This is a genomic window from Aeromonas sp. S11(2024) (genome assembly GCF_041402345.1).
Classification (GTDB): domain Bacteria; phylum Pseudomonadota; class Gammaproteobacteria; order Enterobacterales; family Aeromonadaceae; genus Aeromonas; species Aeromonas veronii.
On the sequence record NZ_JBGLRC010000015.1, the window covers coordinates 20,608 to 45,728 of the forward strand.

Sequence of the window (25,121 nt, forward strand, 5' to 3'; positions counted from 1 at the left end):
TTTTCTTGCCTCACGCTTTGCCGCGCTTGCTGAACGTCCAGTCGCCATATTGATGCCAGATACAGCCCCGCAATCAGGGCGCGTTCTGGCAAAGGGCGGGATCGAACACTTGCTTCCAGTCTGATTTCATATCGACCACCACCCAGCCCCGCGCTTTTGCCTGTGCCAGCCCGTCGATCAGCTTGCCGCTGGCAGGCGGATGACTGTCGTAGGCGTATTCGCGCTTGGCATCGGTGTGGTGCACCAGCAGGCCGAAGGTGTGGTAATCCGGGTTGGTCGAGGTGTATTGCAGCATGGGCACGTCGCCATCGCTGTTGCCAAAGGCGCCGACCGGACGCTGTCCCATAAAGAGGTGAATGGCGGCCGGTTTCGCCTTGCTGTCATCGAAATAGGCGCCGTTCATTGTCTTGCGGATCTCGCTGCCCTCCCCGGTCAGGGCAAACTCGCCGAGGGTAAAGGAGCCAATCACCTGCTGGGGCGGGATGCCATACATCTGCTCGGACATCACCCGCATAAAATCGACGCCGCCGCCGGAGACAATCCAGGTCTGGAAGCCATTATCCCGCAGATACCCCAGCAGCTGCTTCATCGGCAGATACCCGAGCTGATCGTAGTGGCAGCCAAAACGGGGATCCTTGCTGCTGTTGACCCAGCGAGTGACCCGCTCGGCAAACTCGGTGGTAGTCATGCCGCTGTGGGTCAGTCCCACCAGCTTGGCGAGCCCCTTCTCCCCCGATTTGGCAACGGCCTTGAGGTCGTTGTTCAGCACTGCCGCGACGATGGGGTCGGCCTTCCACTCCGAGTGTTCCGGCGCCAGGCGCTTGATCTCGTCCATCGCATACTGCAGCTGATAGGTCATGGGCGCTTCCGGCCAGAGGGTGCCGTCATTGTCAAACACCACATGGCGCTTCTCTGGCGGAATAAAAGTGGCCTGCTGCTGATCGGTGGCATTGGTTACCCAGCGGGTGATCGCCTGCTTGGCTGCCGTGTCATTCCAGGCAGAGAGGGGATCGCTCTGGCCAGCCTGTACCGCAAAGGCGCCGCACAGCAGCAAAAGAGAGGAGAGTCGATTCAATGTCATCATGTTACCTGTCAGCTGGATATTGCCTGTCTATTGCCTGTAGATGAAAGCGCACGGCTATCACAACACCGGCGCACATGGGTTCAACACACACGGGTTTCACAGGGAAAATCCTATGGCGGCCAGCTTGTACTGGAGCTTAAGCAAGCTCAGAAAAGGAGCAGCGTTCATCCCGTTCTGCGAGGCAGATCACTGCGTTGCGCTCACGCTGCGGGCAGCACAATCCCCTCCCACTCAGCCTTATTGCTGCTTATTTGGCAAAAGTAATTTGCTGTCACCGTCATTTTTGCCAACAAAACCCATCGGCATACTGGCGCCATTCTCCCGTCGGGAGTCCCTAACCAAGGAGTTGTTATGCCACTGGCGTTATTTGCCCTTACCCTGAGTGCCTTTGCGATCGGCACCACCGAATTTGTGATCGTGGGGCTTATCCCCACCATCGCCGAGCAGCTCAATGTCTCGCTCCCCTCGGCGGGCCTGTTGGTCAGCCTCTATGCCCTTGGCGTAGCCATCGGTGCCCCCGTGCTCACGGCGCTGACTGGCAAGGTGCCGCGCAAGTGGTTGCTGGTGGGGCTGATGGCACTCTTTACCGCCGGCAACCTGCTGGCCTGGCAGGCCCCCGGTTACGAGAGCCTGATTGTGGCCCGCATCCTGACCGGATTGGCCCACGGGGTCTTCTTCTCGGTGGGCAGCACCATCGCCACAGGTCTTGTGGCCAAAGAGAAGGCGGCGAGCGCCATCGCCATCATGTTCAGCGGCCTTACCGTGGCGCTGGTGACCGGCGTACCGCTCGGCACCTGGATTGGTCAGGTCTTTGGCTGGCGTGAAACCTTTCTGGTGGTGAGCCTGCTCGGCCTCGTCGCCATGGTGGGTAGCCTGCTGCTGATCCCGGGCAACCTGCCCAAGGGGGCAGCCTCCACCATCCGCGAACAGCTCTCGGTACTGACCAAAAAACCGCTGCTGCTGGTCTACGCCAAGACCGCCCTCGGTTATGGCGGCGCCTTCACGGCGTTTACCTTCCTCGCCCCCATCCTGCAGCAGGTGAGTGGCTTTAGCGCCGGTGCGGTGAGCCTGATCCTGCTGGTCTACGGGGTATCGGTTGCCGTCGGCAATATCTGGGGTGGCAAGCTGGCCGACAAGATGGGTCCCCTGCCCGCGCTGAAGCTGCTGTTTGCCGGTCTGGCGCTGGTGCTGCTGGCCCTCACCTTCACCGCCCCCCATCCGGTGCTGGCCGTGCTCACCGTGCTGGTGTGGGGCGCCTTTGCCTTCGGCAACGTGCCGGGTCTGCAGGTGCTGGTGGTGAAGCAGGCCGAACTGCACACCCCCAAGGCAGTGGATGTGGCATCGGGCCTCAATATTGCCGCCTTCAACGTCGGCATTGCGCTGGGATCTGTGGTCGGTGGTTTTGTGGTAGAGCACCTCGGCCTGATGCACACCCCCTGGATCGGCGCCCTTATCGTACTGCTGGCCTACGGGCTGACCCATGTCAGCGAGCGACGCGAAGCCCTCCGGCTCGCCGCCTGTCAGGCATAAGCTGCGCCAGCAGGCGTCACGCAAGGGCGTGGCGCCTGCTGCAATCGGCGCGGCAGGCTTCTATGCTGTGACACAGCCTCAAGCCCTCAACTGTTTTAGCAACCAAGCCTGTCACCCTCGCATCATTTGCCATGGAGTCTGTTATGAAGGTGCTTATCGTCTATGCCCATCCCGAACCCAAAAGTTTCAACGGTGCCCTCTTCTGCCACGCCATCAGGGCGCTGGAGCAGGCGGGCCACACTGTGATGACCAGCGATCTCTATGCCATGGGATTTGATCCCGTCTCAGATCGGCGCAACTTCACTGCCGCCAGCGATCCCGATTTTCTCAAGCTGCAACTCGAAGAGCTGGCTGCCACCGAGCAGAGCAGCTTCGCCCCGCAGCTGGAGCAGGAGATGCAAAAACTGGAGGCGGCCGATCTGCTGATCTTCCAGTTCCCGCTCTGGTGGTTTGGCCTGCCCGCCATCCTCAAGGGGTGGGTGGATCGGGTCTTTGCCATGGGGCGGGTCTACGGTCAGGGCCATATCTACGAGAGCGGCAAGTTTCGCGGCAAGCGGGCACTGCTGAGCCTCACCACCGGCGGCCCTGCCGAGACCTATCTACCCGACGGCTTCAACGGCGATATCGACGGGGTGCTGCGCCCCATCCAGCGCGGGATCCTGCAATTTGTCGGCTTCGACGTGCTGCGCCCCCATATCTGCTATGCCCCGGTGCGGGTCTCGCAAGAAGAGCGGGAAGCCTGGCTCGCCCAGTGGGCCGAGCGCCTTGGCCAGATTGAGCAGGAGTCCCCCATCGCGGTCGGCCGCTACCAGTAACGGCTGACGCAGCTGACACTCTCCCCCACACAGCACAAAAACAGCGAGCGGCACCCGGCCGCTCGCTGTTTTTCATGCTCTGTCGTTATGGTTTTTGTTATCCGTTGGCGGGTCTTATGCCGCCTGTTGCACGCCTGCTTTGCCGGTCACAGCACGTTTGAGCCAGTAGTCGAGGCTGACGTAGCGGCCCCCGCCGTAAACCAGCAGCACCAGCAGCATCACGAAGTAGGTAGCGGCAAACTCCATCCCGTTGTTGAGCATCACGGGATCCCCGAGCTCGGTGATGTAGTTGTAACGACCGGGGAAGTTGGCGGCCAGCCACTCGATAAAGCCATTGAGGCGCACAGTGGCCTCCATACTGCCGGTGGCGATGGCATCCCAGCCGTGCTTCCAGTGCACCATGGCACTCGCCACGCTCATCAGGAAGATGGTGGGAATGGCCATGATGCGGGTAAAGAGGCCAAGGGCGATGCAGATGCAGCCCAGCACCTCGGTGCCCGCCGCCAGAAAGGCGAGCAGGGTCGGGAACGGCAGGTTGAGCCCCCCTTCCGAAACCGGTGCGCCAAACCAGGCGACCGTGCCGGCAAAGCCCATCACCTTGGAGTGGGCCCCCACATAGATGACCGGAATGAGATAGAGGCGAATGGCCAGCAGGGCCAGAAAATCGAGCCGCTTGCACTGGGCCACCGCCCGCTCGTACCACTGGATAAGGGTGTTGTTCATGGGAATTCTCCTTGGTGTTTGCTAAATGGGGGCAAGGGGGTGCCGGACTGGCGCTCGCCAACGGACAAGGTCAACAGACCCAGCCGGTGAAAATGGCGTGCCCACCCTGTCAGATCAAAATCACGGCGAACCTGTTGCACCTGTTGCTGGAACGCGGCATGGGCGATCCCCGGCTGCTGTTGCAGCAACTGGATCAGCGCCACGTCCCATTCGCGCAAGCGCTGGGTCACCACCTGATGATCCGGGCTGCGAAACAGGCCATAGAAGTGATTGCCCTGCCGGGTCGGCACCACCCCGCTGCGACGGATGGCAAAGGGGAGTTCAAGCAGTTGCAGGGTGGGATTGAGCACAAGCGGACTCTCCGCCGTCACCTCAACCCCCGGCATAACTTGCGGCACTACCCCTTGGTCAATCTCGACACAGAGGCAGGCCCACTCATACTCCAGCAGCGCCAGCCGCTGCCTGGGCCAGTTGAGGGTGCCTTCGCCGTGACGATGCTGCACATAGCGGACAAATTCGGTGGCGATATGGTGAAACTCGGGGGCTTCGGCGCCGTGCTGGATAACAAAGCCCTCCACCAGCAGCCCTCTGTCCACCGGCGCCCAGTGAGCGTGGGTGAGCGGAAAAGCGCTCTCCAGCACCGACTCCACATTGGCGCGCACGCTGCGGGCATAGTGGCTGGCGATGCCATCCTGCGGCAGCCGTACCCGGCTCGCCAGCCAAGCGGTCTGCTGCTGCATCCGCTGCGGCGCCGTCTTGGGAGAGGTGATCAGTGATAACCGTCTATCCATAGCGCACCTCCCGCACCTGATGGTCGATCGCCTCGCAACAGGCGCCGTGCACCCGTGCCAGCTCGGCCTCCAGCTCTGCCAGCGGCGGCAGATGGTGATCCCGCTCCAGCAGCAGGGGGCGCAGGCCGTGGGTCTGCACCGTATAACGGGCCAGCGCCACCACCGCCTCGCAGACCGGACGACCATGGGTATCCAGCAAGGTGCCGTCCGCCTCTTCCAGATGACCGGCGATATGGAAGTAGCGGATCGCGTCGCCCGGCAGCCCGGCGATCATCCGCTTGGGGCAGTAACCGTGGTTGCGGCTGTTCACAAAGACGTTGTTGATATCGAGCAGCAGCTCGCAGCCGCTGCGCGCCACCAGCTCGGCGAGAAAATCCTCCTCCGGCATCTCGTGGTCATAGCCGTGGTAGTAGGAGATATTTTCCAGCACCAGCGGGCGGGCCAGCGCCTCCTGCACCTGCTCGATCCGCTCGGCCAGATAGGGGATGTTCTCCCACTGGCGCGGCACCGGCAGCAGTTCGTAAAGATACCCCTGCTGGTCACGGGAAAAGCTCAGGTGCTCGCTGTAGATCCCGATGCCGAACTCATCCAGAAAGGTTCGGATCTGGCTGAGCAAAGTGCGATTGAGGGGCTGGCAATCGCCGAGGGAGAGGCTGAGGCCGTGGGCCACCAGCGGGTAACGCTCGGCCAGCTGATGCAACTGCGCCCGCCTGGCGCCGCCGATGGCCATCCAGTTCTCCGGCGCCAGCTCGAGAAAGTCGATGCCTGGGCGGACGGGGCCGGAGCAGAGCGCATCCAGATGCTCCTGACGCAGCCCGATCCCCCGACTGCGGGAGCTTATTGGCCGCATACCCCCTCCGTCATCTTGCTGCCGCTGTTGGTACCGGATCTGTCGCCATCAATCCCCTCTCCCACCACGCCACACTTGCCATCGCGGGCGCGCACCAGTCGGCCTTGCGGATCGCTGTCGAGGGCTTGCTTTTCAAAGCGCTTCTCGGTGCCGCACTTGCCCGCCGCACACTTGCCGCCGTGCTGTTCGCTGGGGGCGGCTTTCACCGGCGCATCGCCCGGGGTGGCCGCCAGCGCCAGCCCCGGGGTCAGGGCAATCAGGCTGGTCATGGCGATGGAGAGGGTCAGTTTGCCGGTGGTTTTGTTGCTGCTTGAGTTACTCATGGGCGGACTCCTTGACGGATGAAACGGGGTAGCTGGAGAGATCGCGGGCGGCCACGATCTGACCGTGGAACTGCTGCTTGACGATGGCCATCGCCTCTTTCTTGTGATTGAGGCCGACCCCCATCCAGTGGTTGAGCACCAGCAGCTTGGGGTTCACCTCGGCGGCAATCTTGGCCACCACAGATGGCTTGGCATGGAGCGAGGCGGAGACAGGGTCGGCCCCTTCGTGGATGGCGAGCGGCATCACCAGAATGTCGGCCCCCTTGGCAAACGGCACAAAGGCCGGGTTGCTGCCGTTCTGATCTGCCGAGATAACGATGGTCCCCTCGGCGCTCTCGATGCGATAGGCCAGACAGGGCACGTCACCATGAGGGATGCCGAGCGCCGTGATGGTCAGCCCATCCTGCTGATAGACGGTGTGAGGCTGCGGGTTCTGGTAGGGCACATCGTGCAAGGTGATGGGGAAGAGGCCATCGGTGCCATCCTTGAAGCCGCTCAGGTAGGCATAAGCGCCCTTGTCCTTGTTGAAGAGGGCATCGAAGTAGCCGCTCATGCTGGGAAAGGCCGAGCCGGCCTCGGGCCCCGCCAGATCCAGCGGATCGCTGCGCTCGAAGAAGTAGGCCCCCTTGAGCAGGGCGGGCAGGTCGGTCACATGATCGGTGTGAAAGTGGGTGATGCCGATAAAATCGACCTCTTCGAGCTTGGCCCCCGCTTGGCCGAAGCGCAGGTAGACGCCGCCACCGGCATCGATCAGGATGCGGGATTTCCCCTTCCACCAGATCACCTCGCTGGAGGAGGCACGCAGGTCGTCGGAGATAGGGCCACCACTGCCGAGCACCTGCAGGGTGAAGGTTTTATCCAGTGGCGTCAGTTGTACCGGTTCGGCACAGGCCGGGGCGACGGTGAGCGCGCACCCGATGGCCAGCGCCACCGCTTTCAATCTCTGTTTCATCACAATTACCTGTCGGTTGGTTGTCGGTTGAAAGTGTGTCGTTTGTGTCGTTTAAAGAGGGGGGATAGAGGGGTCGATGGCGACGAGTGAACGCCAGCCACCGGCCATGGCGGGGCGCGAGCCCCCCGCCGTCAGTTACCGTCCTGCTCGTCTGCCTGCCAGCGCGCTTCCAGCCAGAGCAGGTTGCACAAGCCCAGCAGCAGGGCGAATCCGAGGCCCAAAATCCAGGTGAAGTACCACATAGCAGATCCCTTGAGGTCAGTAGAGTTGATGGCTGTCGCGCTTGATGCGGGCACGGTCGAGCTTGCCGCGCACCACTCGATAGACCCAGCCGGTATAGCCCAGGTTGATCGGCATCAGCACCAGCACGAGGCCGAACATGATGGCCAGGGTCTTGTAGCTGGAGGTGCTGTCCCACAGGGTCAGGCTGCTGACCGCATCGAGGGATGAAGGCAGCACGAAGGGGAACAGGGCGATGGCCACCGAGCAGAGCATGGCGGCGCAGGCAATGGCGCTGGCCAGCAGCGCAATCCGGCCCTGCTCAAGCCAGGAGGCAATCCCGCTCACCAGCGGCGCCAGCGTCCCGATGATCGGCACCAACCACAGCAGCGGATAGTCAAAATAGTTGCGCAGCCAGCCACCGGCGTGGGGGATCACCCCCTTCATCAGCGGGCTGATGGCAGCATTCGGGTCAAAGGGTTGTGTGCCCACACCGGTCAGCTGAAACCCTTGCAGATCCACCAGATGCCAGCCGGCCAGCAGATAGCAGAGGCTCACCAGCGGGGCCAGCAGGATGGCGATGCCCCGTGCGCGCAGCGCAGGGGTGCCGGTCACCTTGGCTTGCAGAAAACCGGCGCCGTGCAGTAGCAACAGGGTGATGGCGGTGGCCAGCACCGAGAGCAGCCAGCCCCAGTGGAAGTCGAACGCGCCGTAGTGCAGACGCAGCGCCGTGTCAAAGCGAAACGGCAGCCCCTCCATCACCAGACCGATAGCTGCACCGAGGATGAGCGCCGGTATCAGGCCACCGGCCACCAGCGCCCGATCCCACCAGCGGCGCCACACCGGATCGGCCAGCTTGCTGCGATAGTCAAAACCGACCGGACGCAGAAAGAGCCCGAGCAGCAGCACCACCATGGGGATGTAAAGCCCCGAGAAAGCTGCGGCATAAACCAGCGGCCAGGCGGCGAACAGGGCACCGGCACCGGCAATCAGCCACACCTGATTGCCCTCCCACACCGGCCCCACGCTGTTGAGCACCAGACGGCGGTCGTCGTCATCTTTCGACACCACCGGCAGCAGCATGGCGATGCCGAGATCGAAGCCATCCATCACGATAAAACCGACCATCATGAAGAGCACCAGCGCCCACCAGATGAGTTTCAGGGTTGCGTAATCCATCAGGCGATCCTCGCAAGTTCGGGTTGTTCACCGCTGTAGCGGCCGGTATGGAGAATGGCGGGCCCCTTGCGGATCACATGGCGCAACAGGAACAGCTCCACCACCAGCAACAGGGTGTAGATGGAACAGATGGCGATGAGGCTGAACCAGAGTTGGCCCGGCTGAAGCAAAGAGACCGAGGCCGAGACCGGCAGCACATCGCTGATGGTCCAGGGTTGACGGCCGAGTTCGGCCACCAGCCAGCCCGCCTCGATGGCAATCCAGGGCAGCGGAATGCTCCAGAACAGGGTCTTGAGCAGCCGTGGCGAGTCTTGCAGCCGGTTGCGGCAGAGCTGAACAAAGCTCACCACCATCAGCCCCAGCATGGTGACACCAAGCCCCACCATCACCCGAAAGCCCCAGAACAGCGGCGCCACTGGCGGGATGGAGTCATCGACCGCTTTGGCAATCTCCGCCTCCCCTGCCTTGGCGATATTGCTGGCATAGGGGGTAAGCAGCATGCCGTAGCCGAGATCCTTGCCGTGCTGCTCGAAGCGGGCGCGGTTGGCCGGGGTGTCAGCGCCTTGCCGGATCTGGTCGAGGGCCTCGGCCGCCACCATGCCACTGCGGATGCGCGCCTCGTTCTGCACCTTGATATCCTTGAGGCCGGTCACCGCCTCGTCGATGGAGCGGGTGGCGATGATTCCCATCAGATACGGGATCTTGATGGCGGCGTGGGTGGTTTGCGCCTGCTGATCCGGGAAGCCGAACAGGGTGAATGACGCAGGGGCCGGCTCGGTCTCCCACTCCGCCTCGATGGCGGCGAGCTTCACCTTCTGCACCTCGCCGGTGCGATAGCCCGACTCATCCCCGAGCACAATGACCGAGAGGATGGCCGCCAGCCCGAAGCCGGAGGCGATGGCGAAGGAGCGCAGGGCAAACTGCACTTCCGTCTTGCGCAGCAGATACCAGCTGCTCACCCCCATCACGAACATGGAGGCCGCCACATAGCCCGCCGCAACGGTGTGAACGAACTTCACCTGCGCCACCGGGTTGAACAGCACGGCGGCGATATCCACCAGCTCCATGCGCTGGGTCAGCAGGTTGAACTCGGCCCCCACCGGGTTTTGCATCCAGCCGTTGCCGATCAGGATCCAGAGCGCCGAGAGGTTGGAGCCGAGCGCCACCAGCATGGTCACCAGCAGGTGCTTGCCGCGGGAGAGCTTGTCCCAGCCGAAGAAGAAGAGCCCCACCAGGGTCGATTCGAGGAAGAAGGCCATCAGCCCCTCGATGGCCAGTGGAGTACCGAAGATGTCCCCCACATAGTGGGAATAGTAAGCCCAGTTGGTGCCGAACTGAAACTCCATGGTGATCCCCGTGGTGACCCCCATGACGAAGTTGATGCCAAACAGTTTGCCCCAGAAGCGGGTGATGTCCTGATAGATCACCTTGCCGGTCATCACATAAGCCGACTCGGCGATCACCAGGATCCAGGACAGCCCCAACGTGAGGGGCACAAACAGGAAGTGGAACAGGGCCGTGGCGCCAAATTGCAGGCGAGACAGGCTGACCACGTCATCCGGATTGATCATGCGTCACTCTCTTTTGTTGTATTTGCCTTGCACGTTTCGTGCGTGACAAGTACATCACGGAGCATGACACCTATAACAGATGCAGTTATATTGAATTATACCTATAACAGTTGATCCAGATCATGTCCCTTTACCAGCAGTTGGCCGACCGCCTGCAAAGCCAGATTGACGATGGCATCTGGCAACCGGGGGAGCGCATCCCCTCCATTCGCCAGAGCTGCAAGACCCACGGGCTCAGCCCCATGACGGTGTTGCAGGCCTATCAACTGCTCGAAAGTCAGGGGCGGATCCTCGCCCGCCCCCAGTCCGGCTACTACGTCAAAGCCGCCTCACCACAGGTCGTGCAGCACACCCCGAGCCAGACCCACTACAGCGGCTCGGTGGATATCAACGATCTGGTGTTCGAGGTGTTGCAGGCGAGCAAATCGCGGGATCTGGTGCCCCTTGGCATGTCGGTAGCAGACCCGACCCTGTTCCCCCATCCCCAGCTCGGGCGGGCCCTGGCCAGCTGCATGCGCAAGCTCGATCCCTTCAGCACGGTGGCCGACCTGCCCCCCGGCAACGAAGCGCTGCGCCGCGCCATCGCCCAGCGCTACGCCAGTGACGGGGTGGCGGTCAATCCGCAGGAGATCATCATCACCACCGGCGCCATGGAGGCGCTCTCCCTCAGCCTGCAGGTGCTGACCGAGCCCGGTGACTGGGTGGTGGTGGAGTCCCCCACCTTCTATGGCGCCCTGCAGGCCATCGAGCGGCTGAAACTCAAGGCGGTGGAGATCCCGGTCATCCCGGGGGTGGGTATCGATCTGGCGCTATTGGAAGACGCCCTCACCCGCATTCCGGTCAAGGCGTGCTGGCTGATGGGCAATGTGCAGCACCCGCTGGGCCACACCATGCCCGATGCGCACAAAGCGCAGCTGATGGCGCTGCTCAACCTCTATGCCGTGCCGTTGGTGGAGGATGATGTCTATGCGGAGGTCTACTTCGGCCGCGAGCGGCCCAAGCCCATCAAACATTGGGATCGACGCGGCGACAGCCTGCTCTGCAGCTCCTTTTCCAAGTGCCTGGCGCCGGGCTTTCGGGTCGGCTGGGTGGTGGCCGGGCCCCATGCCGAGCGGGTGCAGCGGCTGCAACTGATGTCCACCCTCTCCACCAATGTGCCGAGCCAGCTGGCGCTGGCCGAGATGCTGCGCCAGGGAGGGGTCGATGCCCACTTTCGCCGCCTGCGCCACACCCTGGCCCAGCGCCAGCAGCTGATGCGGGCGGCCCTGCAACGGCTGTTGCCGGACGAGGTGCGGATCTCCGCCCCCGATGGCGGCTACTTCCTCTGGCTGGCGCTGCCTGCCCATTTCGACAGCCGCGCCCTGCACGCCAAGGCGCTGGGCAGCGGTTTTTCAGTAGCCCCCGGCGCGCTCTTCTCCAGTCAGGGGCAACACAACCACTGCCTGCGCCTCAACAGCTCCCATCCCTGGAGCGAACAGCTGGAGCAGGCCCTCACCCGGCTGGCGGCACTGATTGCCGCACAGCTCGGTGAAAAGTAACGAGGCAAGGAGCCGCTGGCGAAACGAACAAAGGCCCGCAACGGGCCTTTGTGGTTGGGGAGTGACGCGGCTTGGCTAGCAATCAGAAACAGATCATCTGGCCATGATCTGCGACTGCACCTTGAACCCCAGCGCCTCGTAGAGAGCTTGGGCGCGCTCGTTGAAGGCCATCACCTCCAGCCGGATTTGCTGAGCATCACGGGCCTTGGCCCACTCATCGCAATGGGCGATCAGCGCCTTGCCAATCCCGCGGGAGCGGTGCTGCTCATCCACCACCACCGAGCCGATCCGGCAGAGAGGCAGCTTGCTGAGGAAAGGCACGCTCTCATTGATGTCTATCCGCGCCGTCAAAAAGCCCACCACCCTGCCATCCTGTTCGGCAACGCAGAATAGACGCCCTTCGGCGCCGATGGCGCTCAGCAAAAATGCCCGCTCCTCTGGCGAAGGGGGACTGAACACTTCGGGATAGTGCTGATGGTGGATCTCTCCTATCTGCCGGTTCAGCTCGACAATGGCGTCGATATCCAGTTCGCTTGCCTTGCGTATCTCCAACGGTTGCTCCTTGCAAAAAAGGTGATGGTCATGCGCCATCTTAGGGGCTGTGTCCCGCAATCCAAATAGGCTCATCCGTATCTTTTGACGAGCCGCAGAAACAACAACGCCCCATGAGCGGGGCGTTATCGGCAATCCATGGCGATGAGGGGTATCAGGCGGGGGCGTTAAGTTGGGCCACCTGCCGCTCGATGCTCCCTTTGAGGTTGTCATCGAGCTTGAGGGCCCGAGCCAGCTCATCGAGATAACCGCGCTCCATAAAGTGATCCACCTCGATGGCAAGCAGGGAGGCGAGATAGACCTCGGTGGCCAGCTCCATATCGGTCACTTCCCGCGCCAGCGCGTGGGGGTCGAGGGGACGGGCCAGCTCGGCGTCAATCCAGCGGGCGACATCGCTCTGACCCTGTTCGGTCAGGTACTCCTGAATTTTCTGGCGCTCGGCCCCGTCGATATGGCCATCGGCCCGGGCCGCTGCCACCATGGCGCGCACCAAAAGCGCCGCGCGGGCATCCAGCGCATTGCCTTCCAGCCCACTGATGGGATGGGTGGGCTGGGCCGGTGCCGCCTGCTGGGCCTGCCAATCCTGATAGAGCTTGTAGGCCAGCCCGCCAAGGGCCGCAGCGCCCCCCACGGCAGCGGCCTTGCCACCATATTTGCGCACTTTTTTATTGCCCAGCAGCAGACCGAGCGCGCCACCGGCCAGCGCCCCCTGCATCTGCCCCTTGCGCTTGTCTCCGCCTTCGTTGAGCCAGCCTTTGCCTGCCCCCAACAACTGTTCCAGCATCTGTTTCATGGTGTCACTCCTGCGGCTATGTTCCCGTCGATAGAGCAAGATAGTGACCCCGCCCCCCTGAATCGGGGATGAACCCTTGACCGGGCAGGCCGATGGGGCAAAGCTCAGGGAAACCCTTCAGGCAATAAGGATGTAACTGTGCCCAATCGCGAACTGACCCTGCAATTTCTGGCCGAACCCTCTGACGTCAATTTCGGCGGCAAGGTACACGGCGGCATGGTGATGAAGTGGATCGATCAGGCGGGCTATGCCTGCGCCGCTGGCTGGTGCGGCGGCTATGCGGTGACTGTCTATGTGGGGGGGATCCGCTTTTTGCGCCCCATCCAGATTGGCCAGCTGGTGGAGGTGCACGCCCAGGTTATCCACACCGGCACCACCAGCATGCATCTGGCGGTGGATGTCTACAGCCGCCACCCCACCGAGACCGAGCGCCACAAGACCACCCACTGCATCATCATCTTTGTGGCGATGGATGAACAGGGCAAACCGACCCCGGTGCCCCAGTGGCAGCCGGTGAGCGAGAGCGATCTGCAGTTGCAGCAGTACGCCAAAAAGCTGATCGCCCTGCGCGAGGAGATCGACAAGGAGATGCGTCAGCACCTCTGACCTTCATGCCTCACAGCCCGACAGAGCGGGCGCTTTCGGCCAACGGCGGCGCCCCTGTATAATCCCCCCTCTTCCCGCAACAGGAACCCTGCCCATGTCACTGGAAACTGCCCCGCCCGAGGTAAAACTCGCGGTGGATCTGATTGAACTGCTGGAAACCAACCAGCTGGCCCCCGAACTGGTGCTGGCGGCGCTGGCCATCGTAAAAAATGACTACGAGCGCAAGCTGGCGGAGGGGAAGGATCACTGATCCCCCCGTTTATCTTTCCGACTTCAGTTTTTCCCCACAGAAGTTTTTCCCCACATAGGCCACTCACTGCGGCCCCATCACCTCGTCACAGAGGGCGATCAGGGCCGCGCTCAAGCGGCTAAGCGGCTCGCTCCCGCTTACCCCGGCATGGAGCGCCAGCTCCACAGGCGCCACCCTGGGCCACTGGGTCAGGGCCAGCTGATCGGCGGGCATCAGCCGCTTGGGCAGCAAGCTCACGCCGATGCCTGCGCTCACCGCCCCCTGCAAACTGGCGAGGCTGGCGCTGACATAGGCGATACGCCAACGCCGACCGAGGCCATCAAGCGCCTCGGTCATCTGCCGCCGATAGAGCCCTTCGCTCGGGAACACCACCAGCGGCAGCGGATCCCGTTCCCGTGCAGGCCAGTCGCGACTGTCGACCCACACCAGCGGCTCGCGCCAACTGGCAAGGGGCGAACCCTTTCCTCGAGCCTGCTTGACCAGCGCCAGATCCAGCTCCCCCGCCTCGAAGCGCTGCCAGATCTCGTGGCTCAGGCCGCTCTCCACCTCCAGCCGCACCTCGGGGTAGTCGCGGGCAAAGGCGGCCAGCACAGGGGTGATGGCGCCGGCGGCGAAATCCTCCGGCACCCCGAGGCTGAGCGATATGCTCCCCTCGCTCACCTGCTCCTCGGCCTGCGCCAGCAGCGCCAGAATGCGGCGGGCCAGCCCCAGCAATTTTTCCCCCTCCGCCGTCGCCACCACCTGTCGGCCAGCGCGATCGAGCAGCGGGCAGCCGAGCTGCTGCTCAAGGCGGCGGATCTGCTGGCTGATGGTGGATTGGGTCAGATGGACCCGTTCACCGGCGCGGGTAAAGCTGCCGGTGTCGATAATGGCGACAAAACTGCGCAGTAACAGGGGATCCAGCATGGGGCACTCCATTTACAAAACCACTGAACTCCATTCTATCATTTAATTTCCAAATGACTTTCGAGCCCGCTAGGCTGGCATTTTTGCCTCCTTTGACAGTGATCTGCCATGTTCAGCCCCGATGACTCCGCATCCCGAATGCCCCCTGTCTCTCCCAGAACCGGAAACAGCACCCGATGAATCAACGAAATACGGATCAACCCGCAGGCCAGACTGCCCTGTTGGTGCTGGTGATCCTGATTGGCCTGAATCTGCGCCCCTTTCTTACCGCCATCGGCCCGCTGAGCGGCGAGATTGGCCGCACCCTGTCGCTCGGGATGGATACCCTCGCCTGGCTCACCCTGCTGCCGCTCTGGCTGATCGGGATTGGCGTGCTGCTCACCCCCAGCCTGCGTAGACGCACCAGTGCGCGCCAACTGCTGGGGGCCGCCCTGCTGCTGCTCGGCATTGGCAGCGCTATGCGCTTCGATGCCCAAAGCGGTGCCTTGCTGATCGCCAGCGCGGCGCTTTGTGGATTGGGGTCGGCACTGGTGCAGGGAGTGCTGCCCGCGCTGATCAAGCAGGCCTTCGCCCGCAAGGTGCCGCTGGTGATGGGGATCTTCTCCGCCTGCATGATGGGGGGCGGGGCGCTGGGGGCTAGCCTTACCCCAAGGCTGGCGGCGAGCCTCGACTGGTCGCAGGCACTGGCACTCTGGAGCCTGCCGCTGCTGCTGGCCCTCGTCTGGCTTGGGTGGAAAGTGCGTCAGCCACGTGCCGCCGCGGTCGCCATTCCCGATGGCGAACAGCGGCTGATCACCCTGCCCCGCAGTTGGTTGCTGATCGTCTGCTTTGGCATCATCAACAGCGGCTACGGCATCGTAGTGGCCTGGCTGGCCCCCGCCTATATGGCGCAAGGGTGGAGCGCCGCACAGGCGGGCGAGCTGGTCGCCTGGCTGGCACTGGCCCAGACCGCCAGCGGCCTCGGTCTGCCGCTGCTGGCGGCGCGCAGTCTGGATCGGCGGCCGTGGATGGGGCTGGCGATTGCCATGCAGTTGGCGGGATTTGGCGGCCTCTGGCTGGCGCCAGCCAGTGCCCCGATCCTCTGGTGCATGCTGTGCGGCGCCGGTCTGGGCGGCAGCTTTTCCCTCATCATGGTGATTGCGCTCGATCACCTGCCGGACCCGCGCCGTGCCGGCACCTTAAGCGCCCTGATGCAGGGCTTCGGCTTTATGCTGGCCGCCACCGGCCCCTGGGTGGCGGCGCGGCTCTATCACTATGTGGGCGACTTTGCGGCCGCCTGGCAGTGGCAACTGGGAGGATTGCTGCTGATGAGCCTGCTGGTAGTGCGCCTCGACCCGCGCCACTATCCCCGTGTCATGGGGTTAAAGACCACCAGCGAGCCAACCCTTCCGGCGCCTCGCCCAACCGACTCTGCGACCCAAAGCAACACACCGGCCTGAGGCCGGTGTGTTGGGGATAGCAGTGTTGAGGATCACAAGACGAGGCTGACGCCACTCAGAGGGGCAACTTAGCGCCCCTTCTTCTGCCGTCCGGTGTTAGCGGTGCGCGGCTTGCCTGCAGCCGGTTTGCCACCCTTGGGTGCCCCTTTGCCAGCACCGCCCTTGTTGGCAGCACCTTTGCCCGCGCCCCCCTTGCCCACCGGCAGCTTCTTCTCGAAGGCTTCCGGGCCCGGCACATTGGGGCGACCGCCAATCTCATGATCATCATCGCGGCGCGGCTTCTTGCCTTGAGCCGGTTTGGCGCTTTGCGCCGCAGGGGCCTTGGCCGCCTTGGGTTTGTCGCCTTTGGCCGGTTTCACCTCGGAGGAGGAGTCCTCAATCAGCTTGAACAGATCGATCAGCTCGTCGTCGGTGAGATCGCGCCACTCGCCTACCGGCAGCCCCTTGAGGCTGACGTTCATGATGCGGATGCGCTCCAGCTTGGTCACTTCAAAACCGAAGTGCTCGCACATCCGGCGGATCTGGCGGTTCAGTCCCTGCACCAGGGTGATGCGAAAAACAAACGGCGCCTCTTTCTTCACCTTGCACTTCTTGGTCACAGTACCGAGGATCGGCACCCCGGCCGCCATGCCGCGCACAAACTCGTCGGTCACCGGCTTGTCGACGGTCACCAGATACTCTTTCTCGTGATCGTTGCCCGCCCGCAGGATCTTGTTGACCAGATCGCCGTGGTTGGTAAGGAAGATCAGACCCTGCGAATCCTTGTCGAGACGCCCGATGGGGAAGACCCGGGTGCTGTGGTTGACGAAATCGACGATGTTGTCCTTCTCGCCCGCCTCTGTGGTACTGACGATACCCACCGGCTTGTTGAGGGCGATCAGCACCAGACTGTCCGCCTCGCGCGGCTCGATCACCTGACCATTCACCTTGACCAGATCGCCAACCTGCACCTGATCGCCAATCCCGGCCCGCTTGCCGTTGATAAAGACATGGCCCTGCTCAATAAAGCGGTCGGCCTCGCGGCGCGAGCAGATGCCGCTCTCGCTGATGTATTTGTTCAGGCGCATGGATTCGTTAGCCAGCATGGATCACCTGCCACAGGTTCTGGGCCGCGCCCGGTTGTGCCATCGCCTGTTCCGGCTGCGCCGGGGAGGCTGTTTGCTGCATCAGCCAATTCACTACGTCAAAGTTCTGCATACCATTCCATCTTCAAAAAAGGCCAATGCCAGCTTATCCATCAAAAAACGCCGCTACAGTAGCATAATTGCCCCCTTTCAGGGGCAGATAGTTGCAGGGTCGCAGCGTCCAAGCGGGCATCTGCGAACTGGTTCACGCCGCCAGATGGCCCGCGATGCAGCCTTTGAACAACCAGCCTGATGCCAACGGCAGGAGCAGGCGCCCACAGCCAGCGTGGCCGAACGCCATCAACTATACATATCACCTTGTTTCCATTAGGCTTTAAGCCGATTAGCAGCGCCTAGGGTGCTGCGCCGAACTCGCCCGCCCAGAGGCGGCCCCATCTCTATCGCCAAGGATTGCACCATGCTGGCTCACACTCGCCGCCTTGTTCGCCGTGCTCTGCTGACCCTGTTGCTGCTGTTGCTGACCGCATGGGCGGTGATCGCCTACTTCGCCTGGCAGGCAGCGCCGCTGCAGCTGTGGCACACAGTAGTGCCCCCCGAACTCAGAGCTGATGAGCTCGACAGCAGCGACTGGCAAGCCTATCTGGCCCGCGAAGCAGAGCTGTTCGAGCTGGTGGCCACCGAGGTGGTTGCCAAGACGCCGCCGGAGCAGCAACTGGCCAGCAATCGCTACTATCAGGACGCCCCCATCAATCCCGCCCGCTTTCAGCAGAACTGGAACCGCTCCTACCTGCTGCGCCCCGAGGGGGAAGTCAAAGGGGTGGCGGTGCTGCTGCACGGCCTGACCGACTCCCCCTACAGCCTGCGCCATCTGGCCAGACGTTATCAGGAGCAGGGCTTTATCGCGCTGGGGCTGAGGATCCCCGGCCACGGCACCGTGCCCGCTGGCCTCGTGGATGTGGATTGGGAGACCTGGCTGGCCGCCACCCGACTGGCGGTGCGGGAGGCCAGATTGCTGGCACCGGGCAAGCGGCCGCTGCATCTGGTGGGCTTTTCCAACGGCGGCGCGCTGGCGGTGAAATATGCGCTCGATGCGCTGGCCGACCCGAGCGGCACGCTGGCAAAACCGGATCGGCTGGTACTGATCTCTCCGATGATCGGGGTGACCCGCTTTGCCCGCTTCGCCGGGCTCAAGGCCGTGCCGGCCCTGCTGCCCGCCTTTGCCAACGCCGCCTGGCTCGACACCATGCCGGAGTTCAACCCGTTCAAATACAACTCGTTTCCGGTCAACGGCGCGCGCCAGTCCTACCGCCTGACCCACGCCATTCAGCAGCAGGTGCGCCAGCTGGCCGCCAGTGGCGAGCTGGCGGCATTTCCCCCCGCCCTCACCTTCCAGTCGGTGATGGACTACACCGTCAGCACCCGCTCCATCATTGCCGATCTCTACCACTACCTGCCGGCCAACGGCAGCGAACTGGTGCTGTTTGATATCAACCGCAGCACCCTGTTTGGCCCGCTGATGAGCTCGGCCTCCGAGCTGGCGCTGCACCGCTTGCTGCCAAACGCCCCTCAGCACTATCGCCTCACCGTGGTGGGCAATGTCGAGCCCGCCTCTCTCGCGACGCAGGCCAGAACGCTGGCCAGCGCAGACCAGCCTGAGCAGCTCCGCCCGCTGGGTATCGATTATCCCAAGGAGATCTACTCCCTCTCCCATGTGGCGCTCCCCTTCCCGATGGACGCCCCCCTCTATGGCATGACGGCGCGCCCGGAGCAGCGGGAGCAATACGGCATCAATCTCGGCGGTCTGGCCCTGCGTGGTGAGCGCGGCGTGCTGATCGTCAACCCCGGCGCCCTCACCCGCACCTCCTCCAACCCCTTCTACCCCTATCTGCAGCAGCGGGTGATGGAGACCCTCACCGCCCCTCCCGTCGTCCGGCCTGCCGCCGTAATCCCTGCCAGCAGCGGTCAACCTGATGCGGCCTATCAGGCCGAGCTGGAACTGTTTTTACAGGAGAGCGACGAGAGCAGCGCGCCTTTCTAGGGCGTTTCTGCCACATCGGCCAAGCGGCCGACTTGCTTGGCGCGATAGCGATACGAGAAAGGGGCCGTCAATTGACGGCCCCTTTCTGCTGGAGATGGTGATGGGACTGATGGCTTGGTGGACTCAGGGATAGATGCTCACTTCTATCAGATTCTGATCCGGGTCGAGGAAGTAGAGTGATTCTGACAGGTGTTGCACCGTCAGGCGCCGCGCCAACCCTGTCAGGGATAGATGCTCACTTCTATCAGGTTCTGGTCAGGGTCGAGGAAGTAGATGGATTCTATCGGCCCGCAGGCACCGCTTTTGGTCACCGGCCCCTCGACAATCTCCACCCCGTGGCAGGCAAGCTGGGTCATCACCTGCTCCAGCGGCCAGCGGGTGATAAGGCAGACATCTCCCGACCCCACCTGCGCCCGATTGCGCGGCTCCTGCCCCAGCAATTGCAGATTGATCTTCTGGTTGCCAAACCCTACCGCCCGGCGCCCCGCACCGAAGGTGATGGCCTCCATATTGAGCACCGAACTGTAAAACGCCACGGCCCGTTCGATATCACTGACCGTCAATACCAGATGGTCGATATGGCTGATCATGGTTACCTCCTGGTGGTGATCTGGCTGATGTGACCGACATATGCCCGCAAACATCCGACTGTTGCCGCTACAGCGGGCTACCCCATCATACCCGGCAAGGGGAAACCCATGTGTGCCGTGGCGCGCAAAGAGAGCGCAAATGTTCTGGTCAGATAAATTCGCGTTACTGCACCGCAGCGCACGCTTTGTCACGCTGGGCCAGCAGGGCTTCATCGTCACTGTCCATCGCAGCCAGAATCGCCTGATTGCAGGCCCGCTCTGCCAGCTTGGCTGGACTCTGTTTGGCATTCCCAATCTCGGCAATCATCGGCCTGTAGCTGACGGCGGCCGAACAATACATGGCGCGATATTTGGGCAGTTGCCAACTGCTGTCATCCTGCCGGGTCAGGTCATCGCACAGCTTGTGAAACAGAGCCGAAGCCTTGACCGTGCACTGGCTAAAACGCCGAACATCCTGCTCGTAGGAACGACAAACGCTCGGCTGCTGGATCTGCCACAGCTGAAAAGAGAACGGGACCGACTCCCCTTCATACTGCACCACCAGCGTCTTGGCCTCGGTGCCATAGATATCCGCAACCTGCTGCTGTACCAGATTGAGGTAAGCCGAAAAAAGATAGGAAACCGGATCCATCACCACCTCCCTGTGGTTGTTACTGCCGCGCTCTCTTACCGAAAACCAGGGCGATTTTCAAACGAGTAACAGGCGACAACAGCTTACTGATTTGGTTGGAAAAAATGATACTCTTCTCGCCACCCTCATGTACAACGTTCAAGGCTAAAGTGCGATGCAACAATGCGGTATTTATGAACAGCTCATTACTCAACTGCTGACATCTCGACTCGACCGCGCGCGCTTTTACGTAGGGGAACGCCAACTTGAACCTGCCGAAGCGGCAGTTTGGTTATCCAGATTTCTGAGCCGGGTTTTGGAATATGCGGTGGGTTCGGTCACTGGAGAGGATCAGCTGCAACGGCAGATCGAGCTGGCTAACCAGTTATTGCTTTGGCTAAAGGATCGCACCCAAGACCCAGACTTTATTGGCGAGAACCTCATCGATAGTCAGGGGAAAATTCTGACCGCGCTTTACCAGTTGGATAACCCCATCTCCGCCAATTTAAAGCAATATGCCGAGGATATTTTCCCTCTGACAGGTCTCACTCAGAGCGAACTGTTTTGTGGCAGCAATGCGGGTTTGTCGATGGAGTCGGAGATTAAACGGGAGATATTATCTGCAGATAACATCTGCTGGCTGGTCTCATTTATCAAATGGGCAGGTATCCGTATTTTCCGTCATGAGCTGGAAGAGTTCACTCGCAGCGGCCGCCAATTAAAAGTAATTACTACCTCTTATATGGGGGCGACCGATGCCAAGGCAGTTGAATTTTTAGCTAGTCTCCCCAATACCGAAGTCAAACTCAGCTATAACACCCAGCGCGAGCGGTTGCATGCCAAGAGCTATCTCTTTTGCCGGAATACCGGCTTTCATACCGGCTATATAGGCTCCTCCAATCTCTCTCACTCTGCCCTCACCAGCGGCTTGGAGTGGAACCTAAAAATCACCTCGCAAGAGATCCCGCATATTATCGAGAAATCCCTGAGTACCTTTGAAACCTATTGGGAATCCGATGATTTTGAGCTGTTTGATGGCAAGCTCGAAAGCCGTACAAAATTGCAGCATGCGCTGCAAGAGGCCCGTGGGGATGGGGACAAAAATAGCCCTGCCTATTTCTTTGATATCACGCCGTTTCCCCATCAACTGGAGATCCTTGAACAATTGGCGATGGAACGCGCTTTACATCAGCGCTTTCGTAACTTGGTGGTAGCGGCTACCGGTACAGGGAAAACCCTGATATCCGCCTTTGATTTTGCGCGTTTTTTGAAAACCAAACCCGATGCCAAGTTTCTGTTTGTCGCCCACAAAGAGGAGATCTTGCGCCAAGCATTAGCCTCGTACCGCGGAGTGCTCAAGCAATCCAATTTTGGCGAACTCTTGGTCGGCGGCACCGTGCCAACCCACTACCGTCAACTATTTGCCTCGGTGCAATCCTTAAATAACCAGCTGGATACGTTGCGGCTTAGCCCAGACTATTTCGATTACATCGTCATTGATGAGGTTCATCATATTGCTGCGGCCAGTTATCGTGGTTTGCTCGCCGCCTTTGAACCTCACATTCTGTTGGGATTAACTGCAACGCCAGAGCGCCATGATGGCGGTGATATTCTCGCTGATTTTTGTGGTGTCATCGCAGCAGAGATCCGCTTGCCAGAGGCCATTAATCATCGCCATCTCTGTACGTTCCAATATTTTGGTATCGATGATGATACTGACTTGCGCCAAGTGGCTTGGAAAAATGGCCGTTATGACATCACTGAACTCACCAATATCTATACCCACAATCAGCAGCGGGTACAGAAAATAGTCCAGAGCCTCAATGAGATCGTCACCGATATTACCAAGATCAAAGCACTGGCATTTTGTGTGAGCCGTGAACATGCCGATTTTATGCGCAAGGCCTTTTTATTGAAGGGCATCAAGGCTGATATTCTCACCAGCGATAACCGAGAAGAACGGTATAGCAAACAACAAGATTTGCGTACCGGCGTTATCAATATTCTCTGCGTGGTGGATATCTTCAACGAAGGGGTTGATATCCCAGAAGTCGATACCTTGCTGTTTTTACGACCAACGGAAAGCCTCACCATCTTTTTACAGCAATTAGGGCGGGGCCTGCGGCTGGCGAGCGATAAAGAGTGCTGCACCGTGTTGGACTTTGTTGGGAATGCCCGTGCTGAGTATGACTTTGCCCAGAAATTCCGGGCACTGGTGGGTAAAACTAATAAGGCGATCAGCCACGAGATCAAACAGGGCTTCCCTCACGCCCCCTTGGGCTGCCGCATCGAACTCTCAGAACAAACCCAAGAGTTAATTCTGAGCAATATCAAAAAGGCGACCCTCAATACCTCGCGCCTCATGGGCCTGATCCGCCGTTTCTCACTGGATTGTGATTTACCGCTGACGCTGGCGAACTTTTTGAAGTTCTACCCTCATATCAGCCTTGAGGAGATCTACAAGCGCGGCAATTGGAGCGCCTTGGTCAAACAGGCTAGCAACCATACCATTTCTGAAATGAGCGATGAGAAACTATCCACCCTCTACACCCGGGCCATCAAAACCCGGCTATTGGGCTGCGATGCGCTCCATTACTTGAACTTCTTACAAACCTTAGTGGAAAGCGCCTTTACCTTAACGGCCGAGCACGATGAGCGGATGGCCTTGATGTGCCATTACGACTTCTGGCAACAGAGCGGCCCCACTGCAGGCTTTAGCTCCTTGGCGCACAGCCTGAAACAACTCAATCAACCTGAATTAAGGGCCGAGCTGGCAGATCTGTTGCCCATGCTGATCAACCGGGTGCAACACGAACAAAGCGCCATGCCAAACCTTCTCGGTAATCCGCTGCAACTGCATGCTCGCTATGCCAGAGAGCAGGTGCTGGTTGGCTTTGGCGCGACCACCTTCGCGCAGCAACCCACTGCTCGCGAAGGGATCTATGTCATCGCAGAGCAAAATATCGAGTTGCTGTTCGTGACCTTGAACAAAACGGAACAGCACTTCTCCCCCACCACCCGTTATCACGACTACGCCATCAACGAGTCGCTGTTTCATTGGCAGAGCCAAAACAGCGCTCGCCCCGAGCGGGGTAAGGGTCTGAGTTACATCAACCACAGAGCAGAGGGTAAGCGCTTGTTTTTGTTCGTCCGCGAGCAGAGCAAAGATGAATTTGGCCGCACCCTTGGCTTTGTGAACTTTGGTGAGGTGGAGTACGTATCCCACACTGGCAGCCAACCGATGAACATTAAATGGCGTCTCACTACTCCGATGCCGCCATTTATGTGGAAAGAGGCCGCCAAACTGGCTGTTGGTTAGTAAGGCTTCTCACCCGGTGGGGATATGACGCAAAACCCACCGGATTCTCGCCCAAAACGCCGGCTAAATTATCCAGTTGCATAATAACCATGCGGCCTTGCGGTTGTTTAACTGGCCCTAACGTCACATAATACCGCCCGCCTTCAAACCCCGATAACCCGACTTTCAGTGACGGTAATTGATGACTGAGTACCTGCTTTTATTGATCGGCACCGTGCTGGTTAACAACTTCGTGCTGGTGAAATTCCTCGGCCTCTGCCCCTTTATGGGGGTCTCCGGCAAGCTGGAAACCGCCATCGGCATGGGGCTGGCGACCACCTTCGTGATGACCCTCGCCAGTGCCAGCTCCTATCTGGTGGAGCACTATATCCTGCTGCCGCTGGATATCGCCTATCTGCGCACCCTCGCCTTTATTCTGGTGATCGCCGTGGTGGTGCAGTTTACCGAGATGGTGGTGCGCAAGAGCAGCCCGACCCTCTATCGCCTGCTGGGGATCTTCCTGCCCCTCATCACCACCAACTGCGCGGTGCTCGGGGTGGCGCTGCTCAGCATCAATGAGCGACACGACTTTATCCAGAGCGTGATCTACGGCTTTGGCGCCGCCACCGGCTTCTCGCTGGTGTTGATCCTGTTTGCCGCCATGCGCGAGCGTCTGGTCGCCGCCGATGTACCCGCGCCGTTTCGCGGGGTATCGATTGCCATGATCACCGCCGGTCTGATGTCGCTGGCCTTTATGGGCTTTACCGGCCTTATCAAGATATAACCATGATCCATATTCTCTTTGCCATTCTGGTGCTCACCCTGCTGGCGCTGGCGTTCGGGATTATCCTGGGCTTTGCCGCCGTCAAGTTTCATGTGGAAGCAGACCCCATCGTCGATCAGCTCGATGCCCTGCTGCCCCAGACCCAGTGTGGCCAGTGCGGCTATCCCGGCTGCAAACCCTACGCCGAGGCGCTCGCCAACGGCGATCAGATCAACAAGTGCGTACCCGGTGGCGAGGCCACCATGCGCAAAATTGCCGATCTGATGGGGGTCGAGCCCCAGCCACTGGGGGGCAGTGACGAGGCCGCCGTGCCAGTCAAAAAGGTCGCCTTTATCCACGAAGATCAGTGCATCGGCTGCACCAAGTGCATTCAGGCCTGCCCGGTAGATGCCATCGTCGGCGCCACCAAGGCGATGCATACCGTGATTGCCAACGAGTGCACCGGTTGCGATCTCTGTGTCGATCCCTGCCCGACCGACTGCATCGAGATGATCCCGGTGCCCACCACGGTCGATAACTGGAAGTGGGATCTCAATAACGTGCATGTTCCGGGCAAGATTCCGGTCAAGATAGTGGAATAAACAGCGGAGCAACC

26 protein-coding genes are annotated in these 25,121 nt (G+C 60.9%); 10 read left to right on the plus strand and 16 right to left on the minus strand.

Annotated features, from left to right (window positions below):
- Positions 1–73: 73 nt before the first annotated feature.
- Complete coding sequence (locus tag ACB040_RS13285) at positions 74–1,084, minus strand: HAD family hydrolase (protein ID WP_371155188.1); 1,011 nt, start codon at positions 1,082–1,084, stop codon at positions 74–76.
- 351 nt (positions 1,085–1,435) lie between these two features.
- Between ACB040_RS13285 and ACB040_RS13290 the strand changes: the two genes are divergently transcribed.
- A complete protein-coding gene (locus ACB040_RS13290) occupies positions 1,436–2,614 on the plus strand; it encodes an MFS transporter (protein ID WP_204483780.1) in 1,179 nt (392 codons plus the stop codon).
- A gap of 143 nt (positions 2,615–2,757) precedes the next feature.
- Entirely contained in the window at positions 2,758–3,429 is a 672-nt protein-coding gene (locus tag ACB040_RS13295) for an NAD(P)H-dependent oxidoreductase (RefSeq protein ID WP_136501580.1), read from the plus strand.
- Positions 3,430–3,543: 114 nt separating this feature from the next.
- Here the strand turns inward: ACB040_RS13295 and ACB040_RS13300 are convergent, their stop codons facing one another.
- From ACB040_RS13300 to ACB040_RS13335, 8 genes are all read right to left on the minus strand, one after another.
- Positions 3,544–4,152, minus strand: coding sequence for a DoxX family protein (locus tag ACB040_RS13300; RefSeq protein WP_005337566.1), 609 nt, complete (start codon positions 4,150–4,152; stop codon positions 3,544–3,546).
- Positions 4,149–4,943 (minus strand): putative DNA-binding domain-containing protein, encoded by a 795-nt coding sequence (locus ACB040_RS13305; protein ID WP_371155185.1) that lies wholly within the window; start codon positions 4,941–4,943, stop codon positions 4,149–4,151. The genes ACB040_RS13300 and ACB040_RS13305 overlap by 4 nt, the downstream gene beginning before the upstream one ends.
- Entirely contained in the window at positions 4,936–5,793 is an 858-nt protein-coding gene (locus ACB040_RS13310; RefSeq protein ID WP_371155183.1) for a DUF692 domain-containing protein, read from the minus strand. Before ACB040_RS13310 ends, ACB040_RS13305 begins: the two co-directional genes overlap by 8 nt.
- The gene (locus ACB040_RS13315; RefSeq protein ID WP_371155181.1) at positions 5,781–6,116 is read right to left on the minus strand and encodes a hypothetical protein; all 336 of its coding nucleotides are present in this window, start codon (positions 6,114–6,116) and stop codon (positions 5,781–5,783) included. The genes ACB040_RS13310 and ACB040_RS13315 overlap by 13 nt, the downstream gene beginning before the upstream one ends.
- Positions 6,109–7,068: an MBL fold metallo-hydrolase gene (locus tag ACB040_RS13320; protein WP_371155179.1), complete on the minus strand. Its 960-nt coding sequence runs from the start codon at positions 7,066–7,068 to the stop codon at positions 6,109–6,111. Before ACB040_RS13320 ends, ACB040_RS13315 begins: the two co-directional genes overlap by 8 nt.
- A gap of 131 nt (positions 7,069–7,199) precedes the next feature.
- Positions 7,200–7,310: a cytochrome bd-I oxidase subunit CydX gene (gene cydX / locus ACB040_RS13325; protein ID WP_021230659.1), complete on the minus strand. Its 111-nt coding sequence runs from the start codon at positions 7,308–7,310 to the stop codon at positions 7,200–7,202.
- Positions 7,311–7,326: 16 nt separating this feature from the next.
- Positions 7,327–8,466, minus strand: coding sequence for a cytochrome d ubiquinol oxidase subunit II (gene cydB / locus ACB040_RS13330; RefSeq protein ID WP_371155177.1), 1,140 nt, complete (start codon positions 8,464–8,466; stop codon positions 7,327–7,329).
- A complete protein-coding gene (locus ACB040_RS13335; protein ID WP_371155175.1) occupies positions 8,466–10,037 on the minus strand; it encodes a cytochrome ubiquinol oxidase subunit I in 1,572 nt (523 codons plus the stop codon). The genes cydB and ACB040_RS13335 overlap by 1 nt, the downstream gene beginning before the upstream one ends.
- A 122-nt stretch (positions 10,038–10,159) precedes the next feature.
- On the opposite strand from ACB040_RS13335, the gene ACB040_RS13340 reads away from it, so the two are divergent.
- Positions 10,160–11,575 (plus strand): PLP-dependent aminotransferase family protein, encoded by a 1,416-nt coding sequence (locus tag ACB040_RS13340; RefSeq protein ID WP_371155173.1) that lies wholly within the window; start codon positions 10,160–10,162, stop codon positions 11,573–11,575.
- Positions 11,576–11,668: 93 nt separating this feature from the next.
- Here ACB040_RS13340 and ACB040_RS13345 read toward each other — a convergent pair whose 3' ends face one another.
- Together ACB040_RS13345 and ACB040_RS13350 are read right to left on the minus strand one after the other, a co-directional pair.
- Positions 11,669–12,127: a GNAT family N-acetyltransferase gene (locus ACB040_RS13345; RefSeq protein WP_042056363.1), complete on the minus strand. Its 459-nt coding sequence runs from the start codon at positions 12,125–12,127 to the stop codon at positions 11,669–11,671.
- Between the two features lie 154 nt (positions 12,128–12,281).
- The gene (locus ACB040_RS13350; protein ID WP_042656069.1) at positions 12,282–12,920 is read right to left on the minus strand and encodes a tellurite resistance TerB family protein; all 639 of its coding nucleotides are present in this window, start codon (positions 12,918–12,920) and stop codon (positions 12,282–12,284) included.
- A gap of 138 nt (positions 12,921–13,058) precedes the next feature.
- Between ACB040_RS13350 and ACB040_RS13355 the strand changes: the two genes are divergently transcribed.
- Positions 13,059–13,526 (plus strand): acyl-CoA thioesterase, encoded by a 468-nt coding sequence (locus tag ACB040_RS13355; RefSeq protein WP_005337580.1) that lies wholly within the window; start codon positions 13,059–13,061, stop codon positions 13,524–13,526.
- A gap of 94 nt (positions 13,527–13,620) precedes the next feature.
- Complete coding sequence (gene rsmS, locus ACB040_RS13360) at positions 13,621–13,776, plus strand: pleiotropic regulatory protein RsmS (protein WP_005359642.1); 156 nt, start codon at positions 13,621–13,623, stop codon at positions 13,774–13,776.
- 63 nt (positions 13,777–13,839) lie between these two features.
- Here the strand turns inward: rsmS and ACB040_RS13365 are convergent, their stop codons facing one another.
- Complete coding sequence (locus ACB040_RS13365; protein WP_371155170.1) at positions 13,840–14,682, minus strand: LysR family transcriptional regulator; 843 nt, start codon at positions 14,680–14,682, stop codon at positions 13,840–13,842.
- 176 nt (positions 14,683–14,858) lie between these two features.
- Here ACB040_RS13365 and ACB040_RS13370 point away from each other — a divergent pair, with 176 nt between their 5' ends.
- Positions 14,859–16,121, plus strand: a complete 1,263-nt coding sequence (locus ACB040_RS13370; protein ID WP_371155168.1) for a cyanate transporter — start codon at positions 14,859–14,861, stop codon at positions 16,119–16,121.
- A 68-nt stretch (positions 16,122–16,189) separates the two neighbouring features.
- Here the strand turns inward: ACB040_RS13370 and rluF are convergent, their stop codons facing one another.
- Both rluF and ACB040_RS13380 read right to left on the minus strand, forming a co-directional pair.
- Positions 16,190–17,206, minus strand: coding sequence for a 23S rRNA pseudouridine(2604) synthase RluF (gene rluF, locus ACB040_RS13375; RefSeq protein ID WP_244774151.1), 1,017 nt, complete (start codon positions 17,204–17,206; stop codon positions 16,190–16,192).
- Positions 17,196–17,318, minus strand: coding sequence for a hypothetical protein (locus tag ACB040_RS13380; protein ID WP_005359634.1), 123 nt, complete (start codon positions 17,316–17,318; stop codon positions 17,196–17,198). Before ACB040_RS13380 ends, rluF begins: the two co-directional genes overlap by 11 nt.
- A gap of 345 nt (positions 17,319–17,663) precedes the next feature.
- On the opposite strand from ACB040_RS13380, the gene ACB040_RS13385 reads away from it, so the two are divergent.
- Positions 17,664–19,244 (plus strand): alpha/beta hydrolase, encoded by a 1,581-nt coding sequence (locus ACB040_RS13385; protein ID WP_371155165.1) that lies wholly within the window; start codon positions 17,664–17,666, stop codon positions 19,242–19,244.
- Between the two features lie 221 nt (positions 19,245–19,465).
- On the opposite strand, the gene ACB040_RS13390 is transcribed toward ACB040_RS13385, so the two are convergent.
- Positions 19,466–19,834, minus strand: a complete 369-nt coding sequence (locus ACB040_RS13390) for a VOC family protein (RefSeq protein WP_058058755.1) — start codon at positions 19,832–19,834, stop codon at positions 19,466–19,468.
- Between the two features lie 163 nt (positions 19,835–19,997).
- The gene (locus tag ACB040_RS13395; RefSeq protein WP_371155163.1) at positions 19,998–20,465 is read right to left on the minus strand and encodes a hypothetical protein; all 468 of its coding nucleotides are present in this window, start codon (positions 20,463–20,465) and stop codon (positions 19,998–20,000) included.
- Between the two features lie 154 nt (positions 20,466–20,619).
- Between ACB040_RS13395 and ACB040_RS13400 the strand changes: the two genes are divergently transcribed.
- From ACB040_RS13400 to rsxB, 3 genes are all read left to right on the plus strand, one after another.
- Positions 20,620–23,763, plus strand: a complete 3,144-nt coding sequence (locus ACB040_RS13400) for a DUF3427 domain-containing protein (protein ID WP_371155161.1) — start codon at positions 20,620–20,622, stop codon at positions 23,761–23,763.
- 181 nt (positions 23,764–23,944) lie between these two features.
- Positions 23,945–24,526: an electron transport complex subunit RsxA gene (rsxA, locus tag ACB040_RS13405; RefSeq protein ID WP_005337600.1), complete on the plus strand. Its 582-nt coding sequence runs from the start codon at positions 23,945–23,947 to the stop codon at positions 24,524–24,526.
- A gap of 2 nt (positions 24,527–24,528) precedes the next feature.
- Positions 24,529–25,107 (plus strand): electron transport complex subunit RsxB, encoded by a 579-nt coding sequence (gene rsxB / locus ACB040_RS13410; RefSeq protein WP_005350799.1) that lies wholly within the window; start codon positions 24,529–24,531, stop codon positions 25,105–25,107.
- Positions 25,108–25,121 lie beyond the last annotated feature (14 nt).

Coding starts and splice junctions, on each gene's coding strand:
- ACB040_RS13350 (WP_042656069.1), bottom strand. CDS start 12,920: ATGAAACAGATGCTGGAACAGTTGTTGGGGGCAGGCAAAGGCTGGCTC.
- ACB040_RS13305 (WP_371155185.1), bottom strand. CDS start 4,943: ATGGATAGACGGTTATCACTGATCACCTCTCCCAAGACGGCGCCGCAG.
- ACB040_RS13310 (WP_371155183.1), bottom strand. CDS start 5,793: ATGCGGCCAATAAGCTCCCGCAGTCGGGGGATCGGGCTGCGTCAGGAG.
- cydX (WP_021230659.1), bottom strand. CDS start 7,310: ATGTGGTACTTCACCTGGATTTTGGGCCTCGGATTCGCCCTGCTGCTG.
- ACB040_RS13335 (WP_371155175.1), bottom strand. CDS start 10,037: ATGATCAATCCGGATGACGTGGTCAGCCTGTCTCGCCTGCAATTTGGC.
- ACB040_RS13395 (WP_371155163.1), bottom strand. CDS start 20,465: ATGGATCCGGTTTCCTATCTTTTTTCGGCTTACCTCAATCTGGTACAG.
- rluF (WP_244774151.1), bottom strand. CDS start 17,206: ATGCTGGCTAACGAATCCATGCGCCTGAACAAATACATCAGCGAGAGC.
- cydB (WP_371155177.1), bottom strand. CDS start 8,466: ATGGATTACGCAACCCTGAAACTCATCTGGTGGGCGCTGGTGCTCTTC.
- rsmS (WP_005359642.1), top strand. CDS start 13,621: ATGTCACTGGAAACTGCCCCGCCCGAGGTAAAACTCGCGGTGGATCTG.
- ACB040_RS13300 (WP_005337566.1), bottom strand. CDS start 4,152: ATGAACAACACCCTTATCCAGTGGTACGAGCGGGCGGTGGCCCAGTGC.
- ACB040_RS13380 (WP_005359634.1), bottom strand. CDS start 17,318: ATGCAGAACTTTGACGTAGTGAATTGGCTGATGCAGCAAACAGCCTCC.
- ACB040_RS13400 (WP_371155161.1), top strand. CDS start 20,620: ATGCAACAATGCGGTATTTATGAACAGCTCATTACTCAACTGCTGACA.
- rsxB (WP_005350799.1), top strand. CDS start 24,529: ATGATCCATATTCTCTTTGCCATTCTGGTGCTCACCCTGCTGGCGCTG.
- ACB040_RS13385 (WP_371155165.1), top strand. CDS start 17,664: ATGCTGGCTCACACTCGCCGCCTTGTTCGCCGTGCTCTGCTGACCCTG.
- ACB040_RS13285 (WP_371155188.1), bottom strand. CDS start 1,084: ATGATGACATTGAATCGACTCTCCTCTCTTTTGCTGCTGTGCGGCGCC.
- ACB040_RS13340 (WP_371155173.1), top strand. CDS start 10,160: ATGTCCCTTTACCAGCAGTTGGCCGACCGCCTGCAAAGCCAGATTGAC.
- ACB040_RS13370 (WP_371155168.1), top strand. CDS start 14,859: ATGAATCAACGAAATACGGATCAACCCGCAGGCCAGACTGCCCTGTTG.
- ACB040_RS13320 (WP_371155179.1), bottom strand. CDS start 7,068: ATGAAACAGAGATTGAAAGCGGTGGCGCTGGCCATCGGGTGCGCGCTC.
- ACB040_RS13365 (WP_371155170.1), bottom strand. CDS start 14,682: ATGCTGGATCCCCTGTTACTGCGCAGTTTTGTCGCCATTATCGACACC.
- ACB040_RS13315 (WP_371155181.1), bottom strand. CDS start 6,116: ATGAGTAACTCAAGCAGCAACAAAACCACCGGCAAACTGACCCTCTCC.
- ACB040_RS13290 (WP_204483780.1), top strand. CDS start 1,436: ATGCCACTGGCGTTATTTGCCCTTACCCTGAGTGCCTTTGCGATCGGC.
- rsxA (WP_005337600.1), top strand. CDS start 23,945: ATGACTGAGTACCTGCTTTTATTGATCGGCACCGTGCTGGTTAACAAC.
- ACB040_RS13390 (WP_058058755.1), bottom strand. CDS start 19,834: ATGATCAGCCATATCGACCATCTGGTATTGACGGTCAGTGATATCGAA.
- ACB040_RS13295 (WP_136501580.1), top strand. CDS start 2,758: ATGAAGGTGCTTATCGTCTATGCCCATCCCGAACCCAAAAGTTTCAAC.